This window comes from Pseudarthrobacter cremeus (assembly GCF_051857465.1).
Taxonomy (GTDB): Bacteria; Actinomycetota; Actinomycetes; order Actinomycetales; family Micrococcaceae; genus Arthrobacter.
Map to the genome: position 1 here is coordinate 118,334 of NZ_JBPZHC010000007.1, position 18,036 is coordinate 136,369.

12 protein-coding genes are annotated in these 18,036 nt (G+C 65.5%); 6 read left to right on the forward strand and 6 right to left on the reverse strand.

All coding sequences use genetic code 11. The features are described from left to right. Nucleotides 1-13: 13 nt before the first annotated feature. The gene (locus tag ACS5PJ_RS14220) at nucleotides 14-2,122 is read right to left on the reverse strand and encodes a DNA gyrase/topoisomerase IV subunit B (protein WP_439435514.1); all 2,109 of its coding nucleotides are present in this window, start codon (nucleotides 2,120-2,122) and stop codon (nucleotides 14-16) included. 256 nt (nucleotides 2,123-2,378) lie between these two features. On the opposite strand from ACS5PJ_RS14220, the gene ACS5PJ_RS14225 reads away from it, so the two are divergent. Further along, nucleotides 2,379-2,600, forward strand: coding sequence for a DUF7455 domain-containing protein (locus tag ACS5PJ_RS14225; protein ID WP_354147448.1), 222 nt, complete (start codon nucleotides 2,379-2,381; stop codon nucleotides 2,598-2,600). 204 nt (nucleotides 2,601-2,804) lie between these two features. On the opposite strand, the gene ACS5PJ_RS14230 is transcribed toward ACS5PJ_RS14225, so the two are convergent. The 4 genes from ACS5PJ_RS14230 to ACS5PJ_RS14245 all read right to left on the reverse strand — a co-directional run bounded on the left by ACS5PJ_RS14230 (nucleotide 2,805) and on the right by ACS5PJ_RS14245 (nucleotide 8,056). Further along, nucleotides 2,805-4,124, reverse strand: a complete 1,320-nt coding sequence (locus ACS5PJ_RS14230) for an RNA polymerase sigma factor (RefSeq protein ID WP_439435515.1) — start codon at nucleotides 4,122-4,124, stop codon at nucleotides 2,805-2,807. A gap of 238 nt (nucleotides 4,125-4,362) precedes the next feature. Further along, on the reverse strand, nucleotides 4,363-5,592 hold the full coding sequence (locus tag ACS5PJ_RS14235; protein ID WP_439435516.1) for a DUF4192 domain-containing protein: 1,230 nt from the start codon (nucleotides 5,590-5,592) through the stop codon (nucleotides 4,363-4,365). A gap of 98 nt (nucleotides 5,593-5,690) precedes the next feature. Then, the gene (locus ACS5PJ_RS14240; protein ID WP_439435517.1) at nucleotides 5,691-7,034 is read right to left on the reverse strand and encodes an MFS transporter; all 1,344 of its coding nucleotides are present in this window, start codon (nucleotides 7,032-7,034) and stop codon (nucleotides 5,691-5,693) included. Nucleotides 7,035-7,117: 83 nt separating this feature from the next. Beyond that, complete coding sequence (locus tag ACS5PJ_RS14245) at nucleotides 7,118-8,056, reverse strand: proteasome assembly chaperone family protein (protein WP_439435518.1); 939 nt, start codon at nucleotides 8,054-8,056, stop codon at nucleotides 7,118-7,120. A 263-nt stretch (nucleotides 8,057-8,319) separates the two neighbouring features. Between ACS5PJ_RS14245 and ACS5PJ_RS14250 the strand changes: the two genes are divergently transcribed. The 5 genes from ACS5PJ_RS14250 to ACS5PJ_RS14270 all read left to right on the forward strand — a co-directional run bounded on the left by ACS5PJ_RS14250 (nucleotide 8,320) and on the right by ACS5PJ_RS14270 (nucleotide 14,443). Continuing rightward, complete coding sequence (locus ACS5PJ_RS14250) at nucleotides 8,320-9,837, forward strand: leucyl aminopeptidase (protein WP_439435519.1); 1,518 nt, start codon at nucleotides 8,320-8,322, stop codon at nucleotides 9,835-9,837. A 193-nt stretch (nucleotides 9,838-10,030) separates the two neighbouring features. Then, complete coding sequence (gene lpdA / locus ACS5PJ_RS14255; protein ID WP_439435520.1) at nucleotides 10,031-11,416, forward strand: dihydrolipoyl dehydrogenase; 1,386 nt, start codon at nucleotides 10,031-10,033, stop codon at nucleotides 11,414-11,416. 127 nt (nucleotides 11,417-11,543) lie between these two features. Continuing rightward, entirely contained in the window at nucleotides 11,544-13,322 is a 1,779-nt protein-coding gene (sucB, locus tag ACS5PJ_RS14260; protein ID WP_439435521.1) for a 2-oxoglutarate dehydrogenase, E2 component, dihydrolipoamide succinyltransferase, read from the forward strand. Nucleotides 13,323-13,487: 165 nt separating this feature from the next. Then, nucleotides 13,488-13,838, forward strand: coding sequence for a hypothetical protein (locus ACS5PJ_RS14265; RefSeq protein ID WP_439435522.1), 351 nt, complete (start codon nucleotides 13,488-13,490; stop codon nucleotides 13,836-13,838). A gap of 176 nt (nucleotides 13,839-14,014) precedes the next feature. Then, entirely contained in the window at nucleotides 14,015-14,443 is a 429-nt protein-coding gene (locus ACS5PJ_RS14270) for an OsmC family protein (protein WP_439435523.1), read from the forward strand. A 68-nt stretch (nucleotides 14,444-14,511) separates the two neighbouring features. On the opposite strand, the gene ACS5PJ_RS14275 is transcribed toward ACS5PJ_RS14270, so the two are convergent. Further along, a complete protein-coding gene (locus ACS5PJ_RS14275) occupies nucleotides 14,512-18,003 on the reverse strand; it encodes a S41 family peptidase (protein WP_439435524.1) in 3,492 nt (1,163 codons plus the stop codon). Between the last annotated feature and the right edge of the window lie 33 nt (nucleotides 18,004-18,036).

Here is an 18,036-nt window from a genome sequence, read left to right on the forward strand (position 1 = left end):
CGTCCGACGCCGATCAGGCGTCAATCCGCTCCCTGTCCAGGCTGGAGGCGCCGGCGATGATGAAGTCCTTGCGCGGGGCAACGTCGGACCCCATCAGCAGGTCAAAAGTATCCTCCGCGTGCTTGGCGTTCTCGATGCCCACCTTGCGCAGCATCCTGTGCCGGGGATCCATAGTGGTCTCCGCAAGCTGTCCCGCATCCATCTCGCCCAGGCCCTTGTACCGCTGGATCGGCTCCTTGTAGCGCTTGCCTTCCTTGGCGAGCCGGGCAAGGAGCACGTGGAGTTCAGCCTCGGAGTACGTGTAGATCATCTCGTTGGCCTTCTGCCCGGCATTGATGACTTCCACGCGGTGCAGCGGCGGCACGGCGGCGTATACCCGTCCTGCATCGATCATGGGCCGCATGTACCGGAAGAAAAGGGTGAGCAGCAGCGTCCGGATGTGGGCGCCGTCGACATCCGCATCCGTCATCAGGATGACTTTGCCGTAGCGGGCAGCCGCCAGGTCGAAGCTACGCCCCGAGCCTGCGCCGACCACTTGGATCAGCGCCGCGCATTCAGCATTGGACAGCATGTCCCCAACGGATGCCTTCTGCACGTTCAGGATCTTTCCGCGGATGGGCAGCAATGCCTGGAAGTCCGAGGACCGTGCCAGCTTGGCGGTACCGAGCGCGGAGTCACCTTCGACGATGAACAACTCGGAACGTTCGACGTCGTCGGTGCGGCAGTCTGCAAGCTTGGTGGGCATGGACGACGTTTCCAGCGCATTCTTGCGCCGCTGGGTTTCCTTGTGCACCCGCGCGGAAATCCGGGACTTCATCTCGCTGACGATCTTTTCGAGCAGCAGCGCCGACTGGGCCTTGTCGTTCCGGTTGGCGGAGTTGAGCTTGGCATTGATCTCGTGTTCCACCACCCTGGCCACGATGGCACGGACAGCTGAGGTGCCAAGGATTTCCTTGGTCTGGCCTTCAAACTGCGGCTCGGCCAGCCGGACAGTCAGGACAGCGGTCATGCCCGCAAAGATGTCGTCTTTCTCGATCTTGTCGTTGCCTGCCTTGAGTTTGCGGGCATTGGCCTCCACGGCCTTACGGAAGGTCTTGACGAGGGCCTGCTCGAAACCGGACTGGTGCGTGCCGCCCTTGGGGGTAGAGATGATGTTCACGAAACTGCGCACTGTGCTGTCATAGCCGATGCCCCAGCGCAGTGCCACGTCCACTTCACAGTCCCGCTCGACCTCGGCGAGCTGGCTGTGTCCCCGCTCATCCAGGACGGGCACCGTTTCCTTGAACTTTCCGGAACCGTGCAGGCGCCAGGTGTCGGTGACCGCGGGATCGGCAGCGAGAAAGTCCACAAATTCGGAAAGGCCGCCGTCGTGGTGGAACACCTCTTCGTGTGGTCCGGCTTCGCCAGGGGTCCCTGGCAGCCTGCGCTCGTCGCGGACGGTAAGCCTGAGGCCGGGCACCAGGAAGGAGGTCTGCCGTGCCCGGGCAGCAAGTTCGTCGTAGGAGAACTTGGCATCGGGCGTGAAGATCTGGCGGTCTGCCCAGTACCTGATGCGCGTCCCCGTGACCCCGCGCTTTGCCTTGCCGGCCACATCCAGCACGGAGCCGTCCACGAATGGCTCAAACGTCGCCGACGGGTCAAGCTTTGTCCCCTGGTCCTTGAACCGGCCCGGCTCGCCGCGGCGGAATGACATCTTGTAGGTCTTACTGGAACGGTCCACCTCGACGTCGAGGCGGGCAGAAAGGGCGTTCACCACTGATGCGCCCACACCGTGCAGGCCCCCGGAAGCTGTGTAGGAGCCGCCGCCGAACTTGCCGCCCGCATGCAGCTTGGTGAAGACCACCTCGACGCCGGTGAGTCCGGTCTTGGGTTCGACGTCCACGGGGATGCCGCGGCCGTCGTCGTGGATTTCCACTGAGTTGTCGGCGTGGAGGATGATCTTGATGTCATGGCCGAAGCCCGCCAGGGCTTCGTCCACGGAGTTGTCGATGATCTCCCAGAGACAGTGCATCAGGCCACGGGAGTCTGTGGAGCCGATATACATGCCCGGACGCTTGCGGACGGCCTCAAGGCCCTCCAGTACGGAAAGGTGCCGGGCGGTGTAATCAGAACTTGGTGCCACGGGTTGTGAACTCCTTCAGTGACGGAACAGCCGGCGCTGCGGGCGCCGTTTCCAGCCTAGTCGGCCCGGCCCCGCAGGCCGGTCTGCCACTCCTGGCAGGGGTGTGGGCAGTGCCACTCGTTATGTTTCCGTGATCGGGTTTGAGCCTCTTGATGCAGTCTTGTGGCTACGCGGACAGCGAACTTGCCCCATCCTTGCGAAGGTTTTGCTACGAATACTGGTTACATAGAGGTACAGATCTACTAAGGAGGCCGACATGACAACAGCAGTGGCAGACCGCACACTGAACGCACTGGACCGGTGCGATCGCTGCGGAGCACAGGCATATGTCCGCGTTGTACTCGAGTCCTCCGGTGGTGAGCTGCTCTTCTGCGGCCACCACGCCCGTGGAGTCGAGGCTACGCTGAAGCCATTGAGCTCCGGCTGGCACGACGAGACGGGACGGCTTCACGAGAAGGCTCCCGTCGCAGTTGACTGACCCAAAGGGCGTCGACTGGACCTGACAAAAGCATCTCAGGACCCCTCCGGCCGGAGGGGTCCTGATTTCTTTAACTTTCTTTAACCCGGGCGGAGGAACCTGATCCTCAAAACCCGGGCCGACAGACAGAAACGCGGGACCACCTCAATCCCCATCGATCCGAAGATGTTGGGGGAAGGTGATCCCGCGTTGACCGGGGCGGCCCTAGTCCAGGTAGTCCCGCAGCACCTGCGACCGCGAGGGGTGGCGGAGCTTGGACATCGTCTTGGATTCGATCTGACGGATGCGCTCACGCGTGACTCCGTAAACCTTGCCGATTTCGTCTAAAGTCTTCGGCTGTCCGTCGGTCAGGCCGAACCTCATGGCCACCACACCGGCTTCGCGCTCGGAAAGCGTGTCCAGCACGGAGTGCAACTGCTCCTGCAGCAACGTGAAGCTCACGGCGTCGGCAGGGACCACGGCCTCTGAGTCCTCGATGAGGTCCCCGAACTCCGAGTCACCGTCTTCACCCAGCGGGGTGTGCAGCGAGATGGGCTCGCGGCCGTACTTCTGGACCTCCACCACTTTCTCCGGGGTCATGTCCAGTTCCAGGGCGAGCTCTTCGGGCGTGGGTTCGCGGCCCAGGTCCTGAAGCATCTGGCGCTGTACGCGGGCCAGCTTGTTGATGACTTCAACCATGTGCACCGGGATGCGGATGGTGCGGGCCTGGTCAGCCATGGCGCGGGTGATGGCCTGGCGGATCCACCAGGTGGCGTACGTGGAGAACTTGAAGCCCTTGGTGTAGTCGAACTTCTCCACTGCGCGGATCAGGCCAAGGTTGCCTTCCTGGATCAGGTCCAGGAACAGCATGCCGCGACCGGTGTAACGCTTGGCGAGCGAGACCACGAGGCGCAGGTTGGCTTCGAGCAGGTGGTTCTTTGCACGCTTGCCGTCGTGGATGACGAACTCAAGTTCGCGCTTGAATTTCGGATCCATCGAGCCGTCGTCCGCGTTGATCTTCTCTTCGGCGAAGAGTCCGGCTTCAATACGGAGCGCAAGGTCAACTTCCTGCTCGGCGTTGAGCAGCGCAACCTTGCCGATCTGCTTGAGGTAATCCTTCACGGGGTCGGCGGTGGCGCCCGCGGACATTACCTGCTGGACAGGCGCGTCGTCATCATCGGCATCCGAGTACACGAAGCCTTTGCCCGTGGCTGCGGAGGCAGCCTTGGCGGCGTCGATCTCGCTGTCGTCGCCGGCACCGTCAATGACGATGTCGTCGAGATCTTCTTCGGCGTCATCTTCATCAGAGTCCGAGGCGCTGCGCCCGGATTTTCCGGCGGCCTCGGCTGCGGCTTTGGCGCCGGGCTTGGGCCCGCGTTTCTTGGGCTCAGGCTTACCGTCCACGGCTGCGTCACCGGCGGCATCCTTGACGGCTTTATTGGCTGCCCGCGTCGCTGCTCGCTTGGCGTTCGTTGCAGCCTGCTTCTCCTCAGGGGACAACTCGTCCTGAGTGGCGGGTTCCTTCTTCGCGGAAGACGGGGTCACAGAAAACCTTTCTAGCGGCGGTCTGTGGAATCACCATACGGGCAACACCACTATGACCCTGTCAAGTCCGTGATGAATATCAGGTGCAACCACGGCCGGCAGAGTCTACAAGTAGAACTGCCGGAGCGGCCGTAATGTTCCCAGGAAGGGCCAATTACAAGCACTTGATTCACGGACCCAACCGGGTCTCGGCAACCATTGTCTCACGGTTTTGCCGCCAGGACCTCAAGGACTGCGGCTAGGCCGCATCCGGTTCGAACCTTTGCCAGGCTGCTTCCCTGCGCGCAGCCCAGCCGCAGAGCGTGCCCCGCCGGACCAGCTCCAGCATCAGTTCCGCCAGCCGGTAGCCCGGCTCTTCCTCCAGCGCCCTGCCCAGGTATGCGGCCGCGTACGAGCCCCGGCCCCTGCACCATGCAATCCACCCCCGGCCGGTCAGTGCGGAGGCGCCGGCCGGGCCGCCGCAGGCCGACAGCTGCTCCAGCACCTGGTCCAGGTTGTTCAGCCTGGACCAGGCCGGGAGCACGGGTTCACGTCCCAGCAGCACTTCGCCGTATCCCGGGACGTCGGCACCGTCTTCGCTATCAGCCCCGGCGTGCGGGCCAAGGAGTAACGATGCAGGCTGGTTTGTCCCCAGGGGTGCCGGCCCAACGGGGTCAAGCGTGCACCCGGCATCGAAGATGCCAAAGGCAACTGCGCCCGCCACGGCTGCCGTCCGGCCTGCTGCCGCCATCACCAGGACAGCGTCCCGCCACGCGGGGACCGCCAGCGAGGCCCGGAGGTAGGCAACGTCCTGCGCCGACAGTGGTTCCGCGGGCGGGTTGGCCAGCAGTGCCTCCCAGTGCACCATCAGCCGGCAGAACTGCTCCCTGCTCCCCCGTCGGCGGTCCAGCTGCGCCGCCCACGCTGCTTCCGAGGCCAGGATGACGTCCCGCTCGGCGTCAGAGACCGGTGACCTGGGGAGGTCCCGGACCGCGGGCGCCGGCCCCACACTGCTGCCGCGGTAGACCATCTCCGCGTTGAGCATGCTGTCACGGATCGCCTGGACCGGACGGCCCGGAAACGGGCAGCAGTCCTGGTCGGTGCAGTGGGCGTCACGCCAGTAGGCGTCCCCGACGTACCACGCGTCACGAACGGTCAGGCCCGCAGAGTCCAGGACGTCCTCCAGCGCACCCAGGAGCCCGCTGTAGGTTCCAGGCGGTTCCATCCAGCCGTCGTTGGTGAAGAAAGCCAGGAGGGCGGCGTCGGCGCGCTGGTCCGCAAGGAGGTAGTCGCGCACTGTACGGGCGTAGTCCCTGGGGTCGGCAAGCGTTTCCGGACCGGGCAAATCAAGCCTCAGGGTTGCGCCCAGGCGTTTCCCCTGCATGGTCATGGCCACGAGGCTGTCCGCCGGCCAGTACCCGAGGGAATGCGGAATGAACCCGAGGATGTCTTCAGGGCCCCGGACTGTCAGGTGTTCTGGAGGTGTCATGACTCCAGCTTTGGCCCGGTCGTGGCTGGTCTGAAGAGCCGGCTTTCCTATGTGAACAATCCTCCCGAAACAGCCTGTGTGGAGGACAAGTGCCGGCCTTAGTCAGCGCTGTCCCGGTGACGCCGTTGGGCCAGGCTCGCCCGCCGCTGCTGTGCCATGGCCTGCAGGAGGGGCGCCACCACAACACCCTGGGACGCCATCTGGCGCCGGACTTTGCGTCGGCAGGCAAGCATCATGACTGAACCGAATCCCAGGAGCAGGAACTGGACGCTGAGGGCAATACGGAAGGGGTCCAGGCCGTAAAGGACGCCCTGCGAAAAACCGGTGGCCAGCAGCACATCGAGGACCAGTCCGATCAGGAAGATGGCCACGAGCGCGGCGATGAAGCCGCCGACGTTCACAATCCCCGTCGCGGTGCCGATTCTGTGCGCCGGATTGAAAGTCCTCGCAAAATCAAAGCCGATCATCGACCCGGGCCCGCCGATGGCCAGGACCATCACCAGGCAGGCCAACAGCCACAGCGGGGCACGGCCGGGCGTCAGCAGGACCGCAGCCCATGCAGCGCCCGTGGACCCGGCGATCAGCAGGACCATGGTGGACCGCCGAAGGGGGTGTCTGGAAACGAACCGGCCAAAAAAGGGGCCAACCGCCATCGCCGAGGCCACGTAAAGCGACATCAGCCCGGCCACGGTTGCGGCGTCCAGGCCCTGTCCCGATATCAGGAAGGGATAGCCCCAGGTCATGGCAAACACCGTGCCGCTGAACTGGATGGTGAAGTGGCTCCACATCCCCAGCCGGGTTCCGGGCTGCCGCCATGCCCTCGCGAGGGTTGTGCCGGTGGCCCGCAGCCCCTGGTGCGTTCCCTGGACCGGCGCGCCCGGCGGGTGGTCCTGGAGGAGCACCACGACGAGCACCACGGCCAGTCCGGACAGGCCGGCGAGCATCAGGAAGCCGGGCGTCCAGCCGAAGGAGTGCAGCACGAACGCGAAGGGCACCACGCTGATCAGCTGCCCCAGCTGGCCGGACATGCCGGTCAGCTGGGTGACAAGGGGGACCCGCGCGGGAGCGAACCACAGCGGAATCAGGCGGATGACGGAGATGAAGGTCATGGCGTCCCCAGCGCCCACAAGAACGCGCCCGGCCACTCCCCCGGGGATGCTGTCGGCAAAGGCCAGCTGCAGCTGCCCCAGGCCCATCAGAACGGCGCCGCCGGCGATCATCGTCCGCGAACCGAACCTGTCCACCAGGAGACCGACCGGAATCTGCAGCGCCGCGTAGACGAGCAGCTGCAGCACCGTAAAGAACGAGATGGCGGAAGCCCCGGCATGGAAGCGCTCGGTGGCTTCGAGACCCACCACCCCGAATGACGTGCGCTGGGAGACTGCAACCAGATACGCGAAGATTCCGATGGTCCAGATCAGCCAGGCGCGGGGTGAAGTCACTCCCTTATTATGCCCGGGCGGGCGACGCCGCGCCGCAGGGGTCTGCCAGGCGGACGCCCCATGCAGGCCTCCGGGCGCATGCTCTACGTGCCGGGGTTCTCGCGGGCCAGGTATGCCTCCACCGCGGCCCCGAGCTCGTCCCCGTTGGGCAGTTCGTCGTTTTCATCGGCGAGGAGTGAGCGGCGGACGGTGCCTTCAGCCTTTTCGTCATACCGGGCTTCGAGGCGGGCAACCACCTGCTGAACGTCCTCCGAGGCTTCGATCTGCTCGGCGATCTGCCGGCCCACTTCCCTGCCGGCTTCGCGCAGCCTGTCCGTTGGCATCATCAGCGACGTCGCCGCACCGAGGAACTCAAGGCCCGCTACGGCAGCTGTCGGGTACTCCGCTTCCGCGAGGTAATGCGGGACGTGGATGACATAGCCGGCAACGTTGCGTCCGGCCTCCAGCAGCCGCAGCTCCAGGATGTGCCCCACGGCCGCCGGGACTTCCACGGTGGGTTTCCAGACGGAGATCCCCTCGATCAGTTCCGGGCGGTTGCCATGGACGGTTACACCCACCGGGCGCGTATGCGGCACCGGCATGGGAATGGAGTGGATCCAGGTCACGAGGTTCACCTCCAGCTTTTCCACGATGCCGACGACTGCGCGCGCAAAGCGTTCCCACTGAAGGTCAGGCTCAAAGCCTGCCAGCAGGAGGAAGGGGCTGCCGAGGCCGTCAGTAAGTTTGTAGAGTGCAAGCCTGGGCTCCTGGTAGTCCTGCAGATGGTCCTCCACAAAGGACACGTGGGGCCTGCGGGACCGGTAGTCGATGAGCTGGTCGGCGTCGAAAACAGCCACCGTCTCGGCGTCGAGGGCTTCGAGCAGCTCCGCGTTAATCTGCTTGACCACGTGGCCGGCATCGGCGAAGCCGGTAAAACCCATCACCAGGTTCAGCCCGCGGAGCGCCGGGCTGTGGAACAGCTCGATGTTGCTCGCATAGAGCGCATCGGGGTCCAGCAGGGAGCCGGAAATCCGTTCAAGCACGGCGTCTTCCTTTCGTGGGTTCGGGTGGATATCTTCTATAACGCGGCAGGGCACCCCCGCATTCCGCGCATCCCGGATGTGGCGCAGGTCTCCCGCAATACGGCAGCGGGCGTCCGCAGCGGCTACGATCGACAATGGCGTGCCGGACGGACTTAGCCTGCACCCCGGCCCCGTCCCGATCGGACGGCCGCCGGATTTCCATGGCCGGGAGCCTGGCATCCATCCAGCGCGAACAGCCTTTTCGAGAATTGAGGACTTGCACCATGGTCAAAAATACTGAAATCAACCTTAGTACCCTCTCGAAGGACCTGAGGAGGACCCCCAGTGACGCCGTCGTCATTGGCGTGGGACAAGGCCCGGACGGCCCTGTCCTTCTCAGTAACCCGCTGACCGGAAAATCGGCCGAAGCACTGGCCGATTCCCTCAAGGTCCTTGGTGTCACCGGCGCGGCGGACCAGATCGTCCGGCTCCCCGGCCTGCCCGAAACGGGAGCCGGGGTCCTTGTCCTGGCCGGTGTGGGCAAAGTCGCGGCTGACCGTCCGCTGACCGCGGAGGCGCTCAGGCGCGCCGCGGGTTCGGCCGTTCGCCAGCTGGCCGGGCTGCCCACCGTTGTCCTGGCACTCCCGACGGCGGAAACCTCCGACGTCGCGGCGGTCGCCGAAGGTGCCGCACTCGGCGCCTACTCCTTCACCGAGTACCGTTCATCGGCCGACGGGTTGAAGGACCCGGTCCGCAGCGCTGTGATCTGGACGGCAGTTCCGGAAAGCCAGGAACTGGATACGGCACTGACCCGCGCAGGCCTGATAGGCAAAGCCGTCAACGCCACGCGTTCCCTGGTCAACCAGCCACCCAGCCACCTTTACCCTGAGTCCTTCGCCGAGGCCGCGAAAGAGCTGTCCAAGGGCCTGCCCGTCAAGGTGACGGTCTGGGATGAGAAGCGCCTTGAAAAGGAAGGCTTCGGCGGCATCATGGGCGTGGGCAAGGGCTCCTCCCGCCAGCCGCGCCTGGTCAAGGTGGAGTACTCCCCCGCCAAAGCGACCGCGAAGATAGCGCTCGTTGGCAAGGGCATCACCTTTGACACCGGCGGCATTTCCCTTAAGCCTGCCCTGGGCATGGGCGACATGAAGAGCGACATGGCAGGAGCCGCCGTCGTCCTTAATACTGTGCTGGCGATCGCCGGACTGGGCCTGCCCGTGAAAGCCACGGCCTGGCTGTGCATTGCAGAAAACATGCCAGGCGGTGCAGCGTCACGGCCGGCCGACGTCCTGACAATGTTCGGCGGAAAGACCGTCGAAGTGCTGAACACCGATGCCGAAGGCCGTCTGGTGATGGCCGACGGAATCACCGCCGCCAGCCGCGAATACCCGGATGCCATCATCGACGTCGCCACGCTGACCGGTGCGCAGCTCATCGCGCTGGGCAACCGGACCGCCGGCCTGATGGGCTCGGAGAGCGTCACGGGTCCCCTCAAAGCCGCCGCTGACCGCGCCGGCGAACTTGTCTGGCCCATGCCGCTGCCGGAAGAACTGCGTCCAAGCATCGATTCCCAGGTAGCGGACCTGGCCAACATCGGCGAACGGCACGGCGGCATGATGACCGCCGCCGTTTTCCTCCGCGAGTTCGTGGGTAAGGGGAAGGACGGGGAACAGATTCCCTGGGCCCATATCGACATCGCCGGTCCGTCCTTCAACAACGGGAGCCCCTATGGCTACACCCACAAGCAGGGCACCGGCTGCACGGTCCGGACCCTGGTGGCCTATGTGGAGGACCTCCTGGTCTGAGCCGCGTGAGACTGGACACAAGCGCTCCACAAACGCGGCGGCAAGGTGGAGCATGGATAAGTGGTTCGCTAAGGTGAACAACGGTAGTCACAAATGCAAGAGAACCTGCCTGCTGGCATAATCACGGCAGTACAAGTTCCAAGACCAGATGATGCGTACTCTCGCGTCATCATTCACGCGAGGGAGCGTCTAAGTGGCCGATCAGGCAACTGCGCAAGAATTCGACATCCTGGTACTCGGTGGCGGCAGCGGCGGATACGCCACCGCCCTGCGTGCCGTACAGCTTGGCCTGACGGTCGGCCTCGTGGAGAAGGGCAAGCTGGGCGGCACCTGCCTCCACAACGGCTGCATCCCCACCAAGGCCCTCCTCCACTCGGCAGAACTGGCCGACCACGCCCGCGACTCCGCCAAATACGGCGTGAACGTGACACTGGACAGCATTGACATCACCGCCGTCAACGCCTACAAAGACGGCATCATCGCCGGCAAGTTCAAGGGCCTGCAGGGTCTGATCAAGGGCAAAAAGGGCATCACCGTCATCGAGGGTGAGGGCAAGCTCCAGGGCACCGACACCGTCGTGGTGAACGGGACCGCTTACAAGGGCAAGAACATCGTCCTCGCGACGGGTTCCTACTCCCGGACCCTGCCGGGCCTGGAAATCGGCGGCAAGGTCATCACCTCCGACGAAGCGCTCACCATGGACTACATCCCCAAGAGCGCCATCATCCTCGGCGGCGGCGTCATCGGCGTCGAGTTCGCTTCCGTCTGGAAGTCCTTCGGCGTGGACGTCACCATTGTTGAGGGCCTGCCCTCGCTGGTTCCCAACGAGGACGCAGCGATCGTCAAGAACTTTGAGCGTGCGTTCAAGAAGCGCGGCATCAAGTTCTCCACAGGTGTCTTCTTCCAGGGAGTCGAGCAGAACGACGACGGCGTCAAGGTCACCCTCGTTGACGGCAAGACCTTCGAAGCGGACCTTCTCCTCGTGGCAGTCGGCCGCGGACCGGTCACCGCGAACCTGGGCTACGAGGAAGCCGGTGTCACCATCGACCGCGGCTTCGTCATCACCAACGAACGCCTGCACACCGGCGTCGGCAATGTTTACGCCGTCGGCGACATCGTTCCCGGCGTGCAGCTTGCCCACCGCGGCTACCAGCAGGGCATTTTTGTGGCCGAGGAGATCGCGGGCCTGAAGCCTGTCGTCGTCGAGGACGTCAACATCCCCAAGGTCACCTACTCCGAACCTGAAATCGCCACCGTGGGCTACACCGAAAAGGGAGCCAAAGAGAAGTTCGGCGAGGACCAGGTGGAGATCCAGGAGTACAACCTCGCCGGGAACGGCAAGAGCTCCATCCTGGGCACCGGCGGCCTGGTCAAGCTGGTCCGCCAAAAGGACGGCCCCGTCGTCGGCGTCCACATGATCGGCTCCCGCATGGGCGAGCAGATCGGTGAAGCCCAGCTGATCGTGAACTGGGAAGCCTACCCGGAGGATGTGGCCCAGTTGCTGCACGCCCACCCGACCCAGAACGAAGCCCTGGGTGAGGCACACCTGGCGCTGGCCGGCAAGGCCCTGCACGGCTGATCAGCCCCGCCCGCACCACCGCAAGACCCTTGGGCTTAGTGCGCCCGGCCCGAACTGCCGGGTGCACTAAGCTCAAAATAAGGCAGCAACCATCCGCACTAAGATCAATAAGGAGAACGGGGACGACATGTCTGAATCCGTTAACTTGCCCGCCCTCGGTGAGAGTGTCACCGAAGGAACCGTCACCCGCTGGCTCAAGCAGGTAGGTGACCGGGTAGAGGTGGACGAGCCGCTGCTCGAGGTTTCCACCGACAAAGTAGACACCGAAATCCCCTCTCCGATAGCCGGCATCATCGAAGAAATCCTCGTCGCCGAGGACGAGACCGCCGAGGTCGGCGCTCCCCTGGTCCGCATTGGCGACGGCTCCGGCGGTGGCGCAGCCCCTGAAGCGGCAGCCCCCGAAGCCGCCGCACCGGCCGAAGAAGCTCCGGCAGCCCCCGCCGAAGCATCTCCGGCCGAAGCGCCCGCAGAGCAGGCCCCCGCCGAAGAGGCCGCCCCCGCCCGGCAGGCCCCGGCCGCAGCCGGTGGCGAAAGCCACGATGTCACCCTCCCCGCCCTCGGCGAAAGCGTCACCGAAGGCACCGTGACCCGCTGGCTGAAGGCCATCGGCGACACCGTCGAGGTCGACGAGCCGCTGCTGGAGGTATCCACCGACAAAGTGGACACCGAAATCCCCTCCCCGGTTGCAGGAACGCTGCAGGAGATCCGGGTCAACGAGGACGAAACCGCAGAAGTAGGCGCTGTCCTCGCCGTCATCGGCTCCGGCGCAGCAGCCCCCGCCGCAGCAGAACCCGAGGCCCCGGCACCCGCAGCCGAAGCCAAACCCGAGGCACCTGCCCCGGCCCCGGCCCCTGCAGCAGCACCCGCTCCCGAAGCACCCAAAGCCGAAGCACCCCAGGCTGAGGCAGCTCCCGCAGCCCCGGCCGCGCCCGCCGCTGCACCGGCTCCGGCAGCGGAGCCCGCAGCCGGCGGCGAGTCCGGCTACGTCACGCCACTGGTCCGCAAACTGGCGAACCAGCACGGCGTGGACGTCACGTCACTCTCCGGCACCGGTGTTGGCGGCCGCATCCGCAAGCAGGATGTCATCGCTGCAGCTGAAGCCAAGGCCGCCCCGGCCGCATCGGCCCCCGCAGCATCGGCACCGGCGGCATCAGCTGCCCCGGCCGGCCCGGCGGCCTCCTCGCTGCGCGGCACCACGCAGAAGGCTCCCCGCATCCGCCAGGTCATCGCCCGCCGCATGCGCGAGTCCCTCGAGGTCTCCACCCAGCTCACGCAGGTGCACGAAGTGGACATGACCAAGGTGGCCAAGCTCCGCCTCAAGGCCAAGAACTCCTTCCAGGCCCAGAACGGCACCAAGCTCACCTTCCTCCCCTTCATCGCCAAGGCTGTTGCCGAGGCCCTGAAGCAGCACCCCAAGCTCAACGCTGCGTACGACGAAGGCAAGCAGGAGATCACTTACCACAACGCTGAGCACCTGGCGATCGCTGTGGACACGGACAAGGGCCTGCTGGTCCCGGTTATCACGGACGCCGGCAACCTGAACCTGGCCGGCCTGGCCGGCAAGATCGCCGACGTCGCAAGCCGCACCCGCGACGGCAAGATCGGTCCGGATGAGCTCTCCGGTGGCACGTTCAGCATCACCAACATCGGCTCCGTCGGCGCACTGTTCGACACCCCGATCATCAACCAGCCGCAGGTGGGCATCCTCGGTACCGGAGCGATCGTCAAGCGCCCCGTAGTGGTCTCTGATGAGAACGGTGACGACTCGATCGCCATCCGCTCCATGATGTACCTGTCCCTCACGTACGATCACCGCCTGGTGGACGGCGCCGATGCAGGACGCTTCCTGCAGACCCTGAAGGCCCGCCTTGAAGAAGGCGCTTTCGAGGCGGACCTCGGGCTCTAGTCCCCGGCGGTTCCTTTAAGCTCAACCGGCGACGGCGGTGCGGACATCGGTGGGAAACCACCGACAGCCCGTGCCGCCGTCGCCGTTTTGCTCCCGGGCCAGGCAGTGCCGCAGGCAGCGCGGGTCTTACTACGCCGCGTAGAAACTTCTGGTTAGACTGGGGCCATGCAAATTGTCTATAACATCGTGGTTTTCCTGCACATCGTCGGCGCCGCCATGATCGTGGGCATCTGGATCGGCCAGATGAAGAAGCCCACCGTCCACCCGCGCCAGTTTGACGGAGCGATGCTGCAGCTCCTGACCGGCATCGCGCTCATGGGCCTGATCCCGGCGCTGGACATGGACGCGAACTACGCCAAGCTGGGCGTGAAGTTTGCGATCGCACTGGTGGTGGGCGTGCTCGCCTTCATCGGCCGCCGCAAGTACAAGAAGGGCGAGGACATCAGCAAGGGACTCGCGCACGGCGTCGGCGGGCTTGCGTTGCTCAACGTCGCCATCGCCACGATCTGGAACTGACCGGCCACTGAACCACGCACGACGGCGCCGCTCCCCGCATGTGGGGAGCGGCGCCGTCGTTGTTTATCCACTGAGAGCGGACACCCTGTGCGTGGCTGCCGGGGAATCCCTAGGATGGAAACCGGCGGGGCCAGGCAGCGGCCTGCCCCGGTTCGAACCGACATCTAGGAGTGGACATGGCAGCAACACGCACAGCGCACACAGTATGGAACGGCGACCTTTTCGCAGGCTCGGGACAGACCACGCTGGACAGCTCCGGCCTGGGCACCTTCGACGTCACCTGGAAGGCACGCACCGAAGCGGCCGAGGGCAAGACCAGCCCGGAAGAACTCATTGCCGCAGCCCACGCCAGCTGCTTTTCGATGGCTTTCAGCAACATGCTCGCCCAGGCCGGGCACACGCCCGAAGAGGTTCGCACCAAAGCCGACGTGACCTTTGTTCCCGGCACCGGCATCACCGGCAGCCACCTGACCGTCGGCGCGCGCATTCCGGGGATTTCCGAAGAGGACTTCCAGCGGATCGCCGGCGAAGCCAAGACCGGTTGCCCGGTCTCCGGAGCACTTGCCAGCATCAACATCACCATGGAAGCCACGCTCGACGCCTAAAGAGCTGACAAAGAAGGCCCTGCCCTTTCCGGTTCATCCGGCGGGGGCAGGGCCTTTCTTTGTTCGTGTCAGTGGCCCTCCGGCGCCTTGACGCGCGCCGGAAGCGGCGCGGGCTTGAGGCGACGGTAACCTTCCCGCGCCGGGGGCATGTCAGTGGGCAGCTCCTGGATCATTTCCTTGAGCGCCCCGATGCCGTATTCCAGCTGGGGATCCCGGCCTGCGGCATAGGCGTGCGGCGGGTAGGCGACCTCGATGTCGGGGTCCACGCCGTAGTTCTCCACCGACCAGCCCACACCGCCGCTGAACCAGTTGGCATACCGCGGCTGGGTCACGCCCGTGCCGTCGGCCAGCGAGAACCTGTTGTCAATCCCCACTACTCCACCCCAGGTCCGCGTTCCAATGACCGGCCCGATGCCGCGGAGCTTTGAAACCTGGGTGATGATGTCGCCGTCGGAGCCGGCGAATTCGTCCGCGAGGATGACGACCGGTCCGCGCGGGGCGTGGTGCGGGTACGTCCTGGGGCGTTCGCCGCGGGGCATGCTCCAGCCGGTGACCTTTCTGCCGATCAGCTCAGCGACGAGCTGTGACGTGTGGCCGCCACGGTTCCGGCGGACGTCCACGATCAGGCCATCGAGAGCGGTTTCGGTATCAAGATCCCGGTGCAGCTGCGCCCAGCCGTTAGCCATCATGTCCGGGATGTGGAGGTAGCCGTAGCGGCCTCCGGACGCCTCACGGACGGTCCGGCGGTTCGCGGCGACCCACTCCTGGTAGCGGAGTCGTTCCTCATCCCTGACCGGGATGACGGCAATCCGCCGTTGCTCCCCCGCTTTGGCCCCGTGACCGGGCCCGTTGCGGAGCGTCAGTTCGACAGCCCGTCCTGCGGCACCCACCAGCTGCATGGCCGGCGTCAGGGTAGCGGACAGGGGCACCCCGTCGATGGCCAGCAGCACGTCCCCGGCCATGGCCCCTGCACCGGGCCGCGTCAAAGGTGACGTGGCCAGCGGATCCGACGATTCGCCGGCCAGGACGCGGCTGATCTCCCAGCCGGCCGCGGTGAGCGTAAGGTCGGCCCCGAGCCGGCCCTGGCCGTTGCTGCCATTCTCGGTCACGGCCGCAGGCTTGACGTAGGCATGCGAGGTGCCCAGTTCACCGTGCAGCTCCCACAGAAGGTCCACCAGGTCATCATGGGACCCCAGCCGGTCCACCAGCGGACGGTACCTCTTGTGGATCGACGCCCAGTCCTGGCCGGCCATGTCCTCGGTCCAGAAGAAGTCGCGCTGCAGGCGCCAGGCTTCGTCAAAGGCCTGGCCCCAGACGCTGACGGGGTCCATCATGACCCGGATCCTGCCCAGATCCACCTTGACCAGCTGGCCGGAATCCTCGTCCGCCTTGGCCGCCGAAGGGACCACGCTGACCTGTTTGTCGCTGATCAGCACCACTTTCTTACCGTCGCCGGAGAGCCGATAGCTGTCCAGTGCCTCCACCAGCGTGGCGGACTTCCGCCGCGCGAGGTCGAACCGGACCAGGTTCGGGCGCGAATCCTTGTCATCCTTGCTGGCCTTGCCGTCGCCGGTGACGCCGGCAAGCGCCCAGTCCAGCCACAGCAGTGCGTCCTCCGTGGACGTCAGGGAGGTGTAGTTGCCCTGCGGAACGGGGACGCCGATGACCCTGTGGGCCAGCCCTTCCGGATCCACCTGGACCTGGGCTGTGCCGGACGCTGCGCCTGTGCCGTCCTCACCGTCCGGCGTCACGGCAGGTTCCAGGTCAACGGCCGGGCCAAAGGGCGATGGCGTGGCAGCGGCCAGTGCCACGAGATAGGGCTTGATGGGGCTTGGGAAGGAGAGGTCGAAGGAATGCCCGTCATATACCGGGTCAAAGCTGCGGTTGGAGAGGAAGGCCAGGAACTTGCCGTCCGGGGTAAAGCCGGGTGACTCGTCGCGGAAACGGCCGTCGGTGACCTCAACGATGCCGTCGGCGAAGCCCGTGACGCTGGCGAGCCTCAGCCGGCTCCGGGAGCCGAACGAGGTGACAGGTTCAGACCAGGCCAGCCATTGTGAATCGGGCGACCACGCCAACTCCTCGATCGCACCCTCACCGATGGTGGTGACCAGGGAAAGTACGCCGGAAACCGTGTCCGCCAGGAACACGTCGCCGAAGGAGGTGCCCAAGGCCAGCCAGCGGCCGTCCGGGCTCGCTTCCATGGCACTGGTGCGTGAGGGCTTCGGGAAGTCGATGCGTGATCCCGGTACCGTTGTTCCGGCATCAGCAGCCACCTGCGCCGGGCTGTCCCCAACGTCGGCCGCCGTTACCTCGGAACGTGAATCATCGTGTACGGAGACGACGACGTCGGCGGTCGCCGCAGGCGCCGAAGCCGTGGCAGGAACCGGCCGGGGCAGTTGTGCTTCCGCGGTGTCCGGCGTGCTGTCCGGGCCGGGCGCCGGCGCTGCCGACGGAACCGCCAGACCGGGAACCTGCGCGGCGATTTCCTTGATGTGGATTGCTTCGACGCCGTCGTGGTCGGCAATATAAGCGAGGCGGCCGCCGTCGAGCACTCTGGGGAGCCTGGCGCGGACTCCGGGAGTGGCCTCCACGATGCGGGAAGGCCCGTCCTTGTGCCGGATCCAGTGAATCGTGCCGTGGGCTTCCACGGCACTGGCCGAGCCGCTGGAGTCGGGCACAACCTCGCCCAGATGTTTGGCGGTCTTCAGCAGGGCCGGCCGCCGCGACTGCGAGGCGGAGCCCAGGGAGATGTCCAGCCGGACCGCGTCAGAGTCCAGGTCATGCAGGACCCAGAGCTCACCGGCGGATTCGAAGATGACCCGCTTGCCGTCACTGGCGGCGTGCCTGACGTAGAAGTCTTCGTGGTCGGTGTGGCGCCGCAGGTCCGCGCCGCCGGGCAGTACGGAGTACAGGTTTCCGTAGCCCTCGTGGTCAGAAAGGAAGGCAATCCGCCCGTCCACCCACATTGGATCGGCCAGGTTTCCGTCAAGGTCCGGAAGCAGGCGTTCGAACTCGCCGTTCCCGTCGGCATCGATCCAGAGCTTGCCGGCGGTGCCGCCGCGGTACCTCTTCCACCAGGCGGGCTCCCGTGAGAGCACACTGGCCAGGACAACCGGACGTTCGTCGCCGACCTCCGGGCCGAACGCCACGGATTCCACCGGCCCGAACGGCAGTTCCTCCGCCCAGCCGCCGTCAACCGGGACGCGGTAGGCATGGGTGTGCCGGCTTTCGGCCTGGCGGAAGGCGCTGGTCACCACCACTTCGCCACGGGCCGTGAAGCCCTTCACCCTGGTGGTGGCGTGGCCAAAGTATGTCAGCTGGCGGTAACCACCGCCGTCCACCTCGGCCGAAACCACTTCGGGCGACGTCCCCTGCACGACGGTCCAGACGAGCCGTTTGCCATCAGGTGTGAAACGCGGGTTGCGTGCGGGCAACTGCAGCGACGAAACGCGCCACGCCCTGCCACCGCCCAGCGGAGCTATCCAGACATCGTCCTCAGCCACAAATGTGACCAGATCGCCGTGGACGTGCGGAAACCGGAGGTAGCTCGAAGAAGTCATCGTTCGATCATAGTCAAAGTCAGGAGGCCGGAC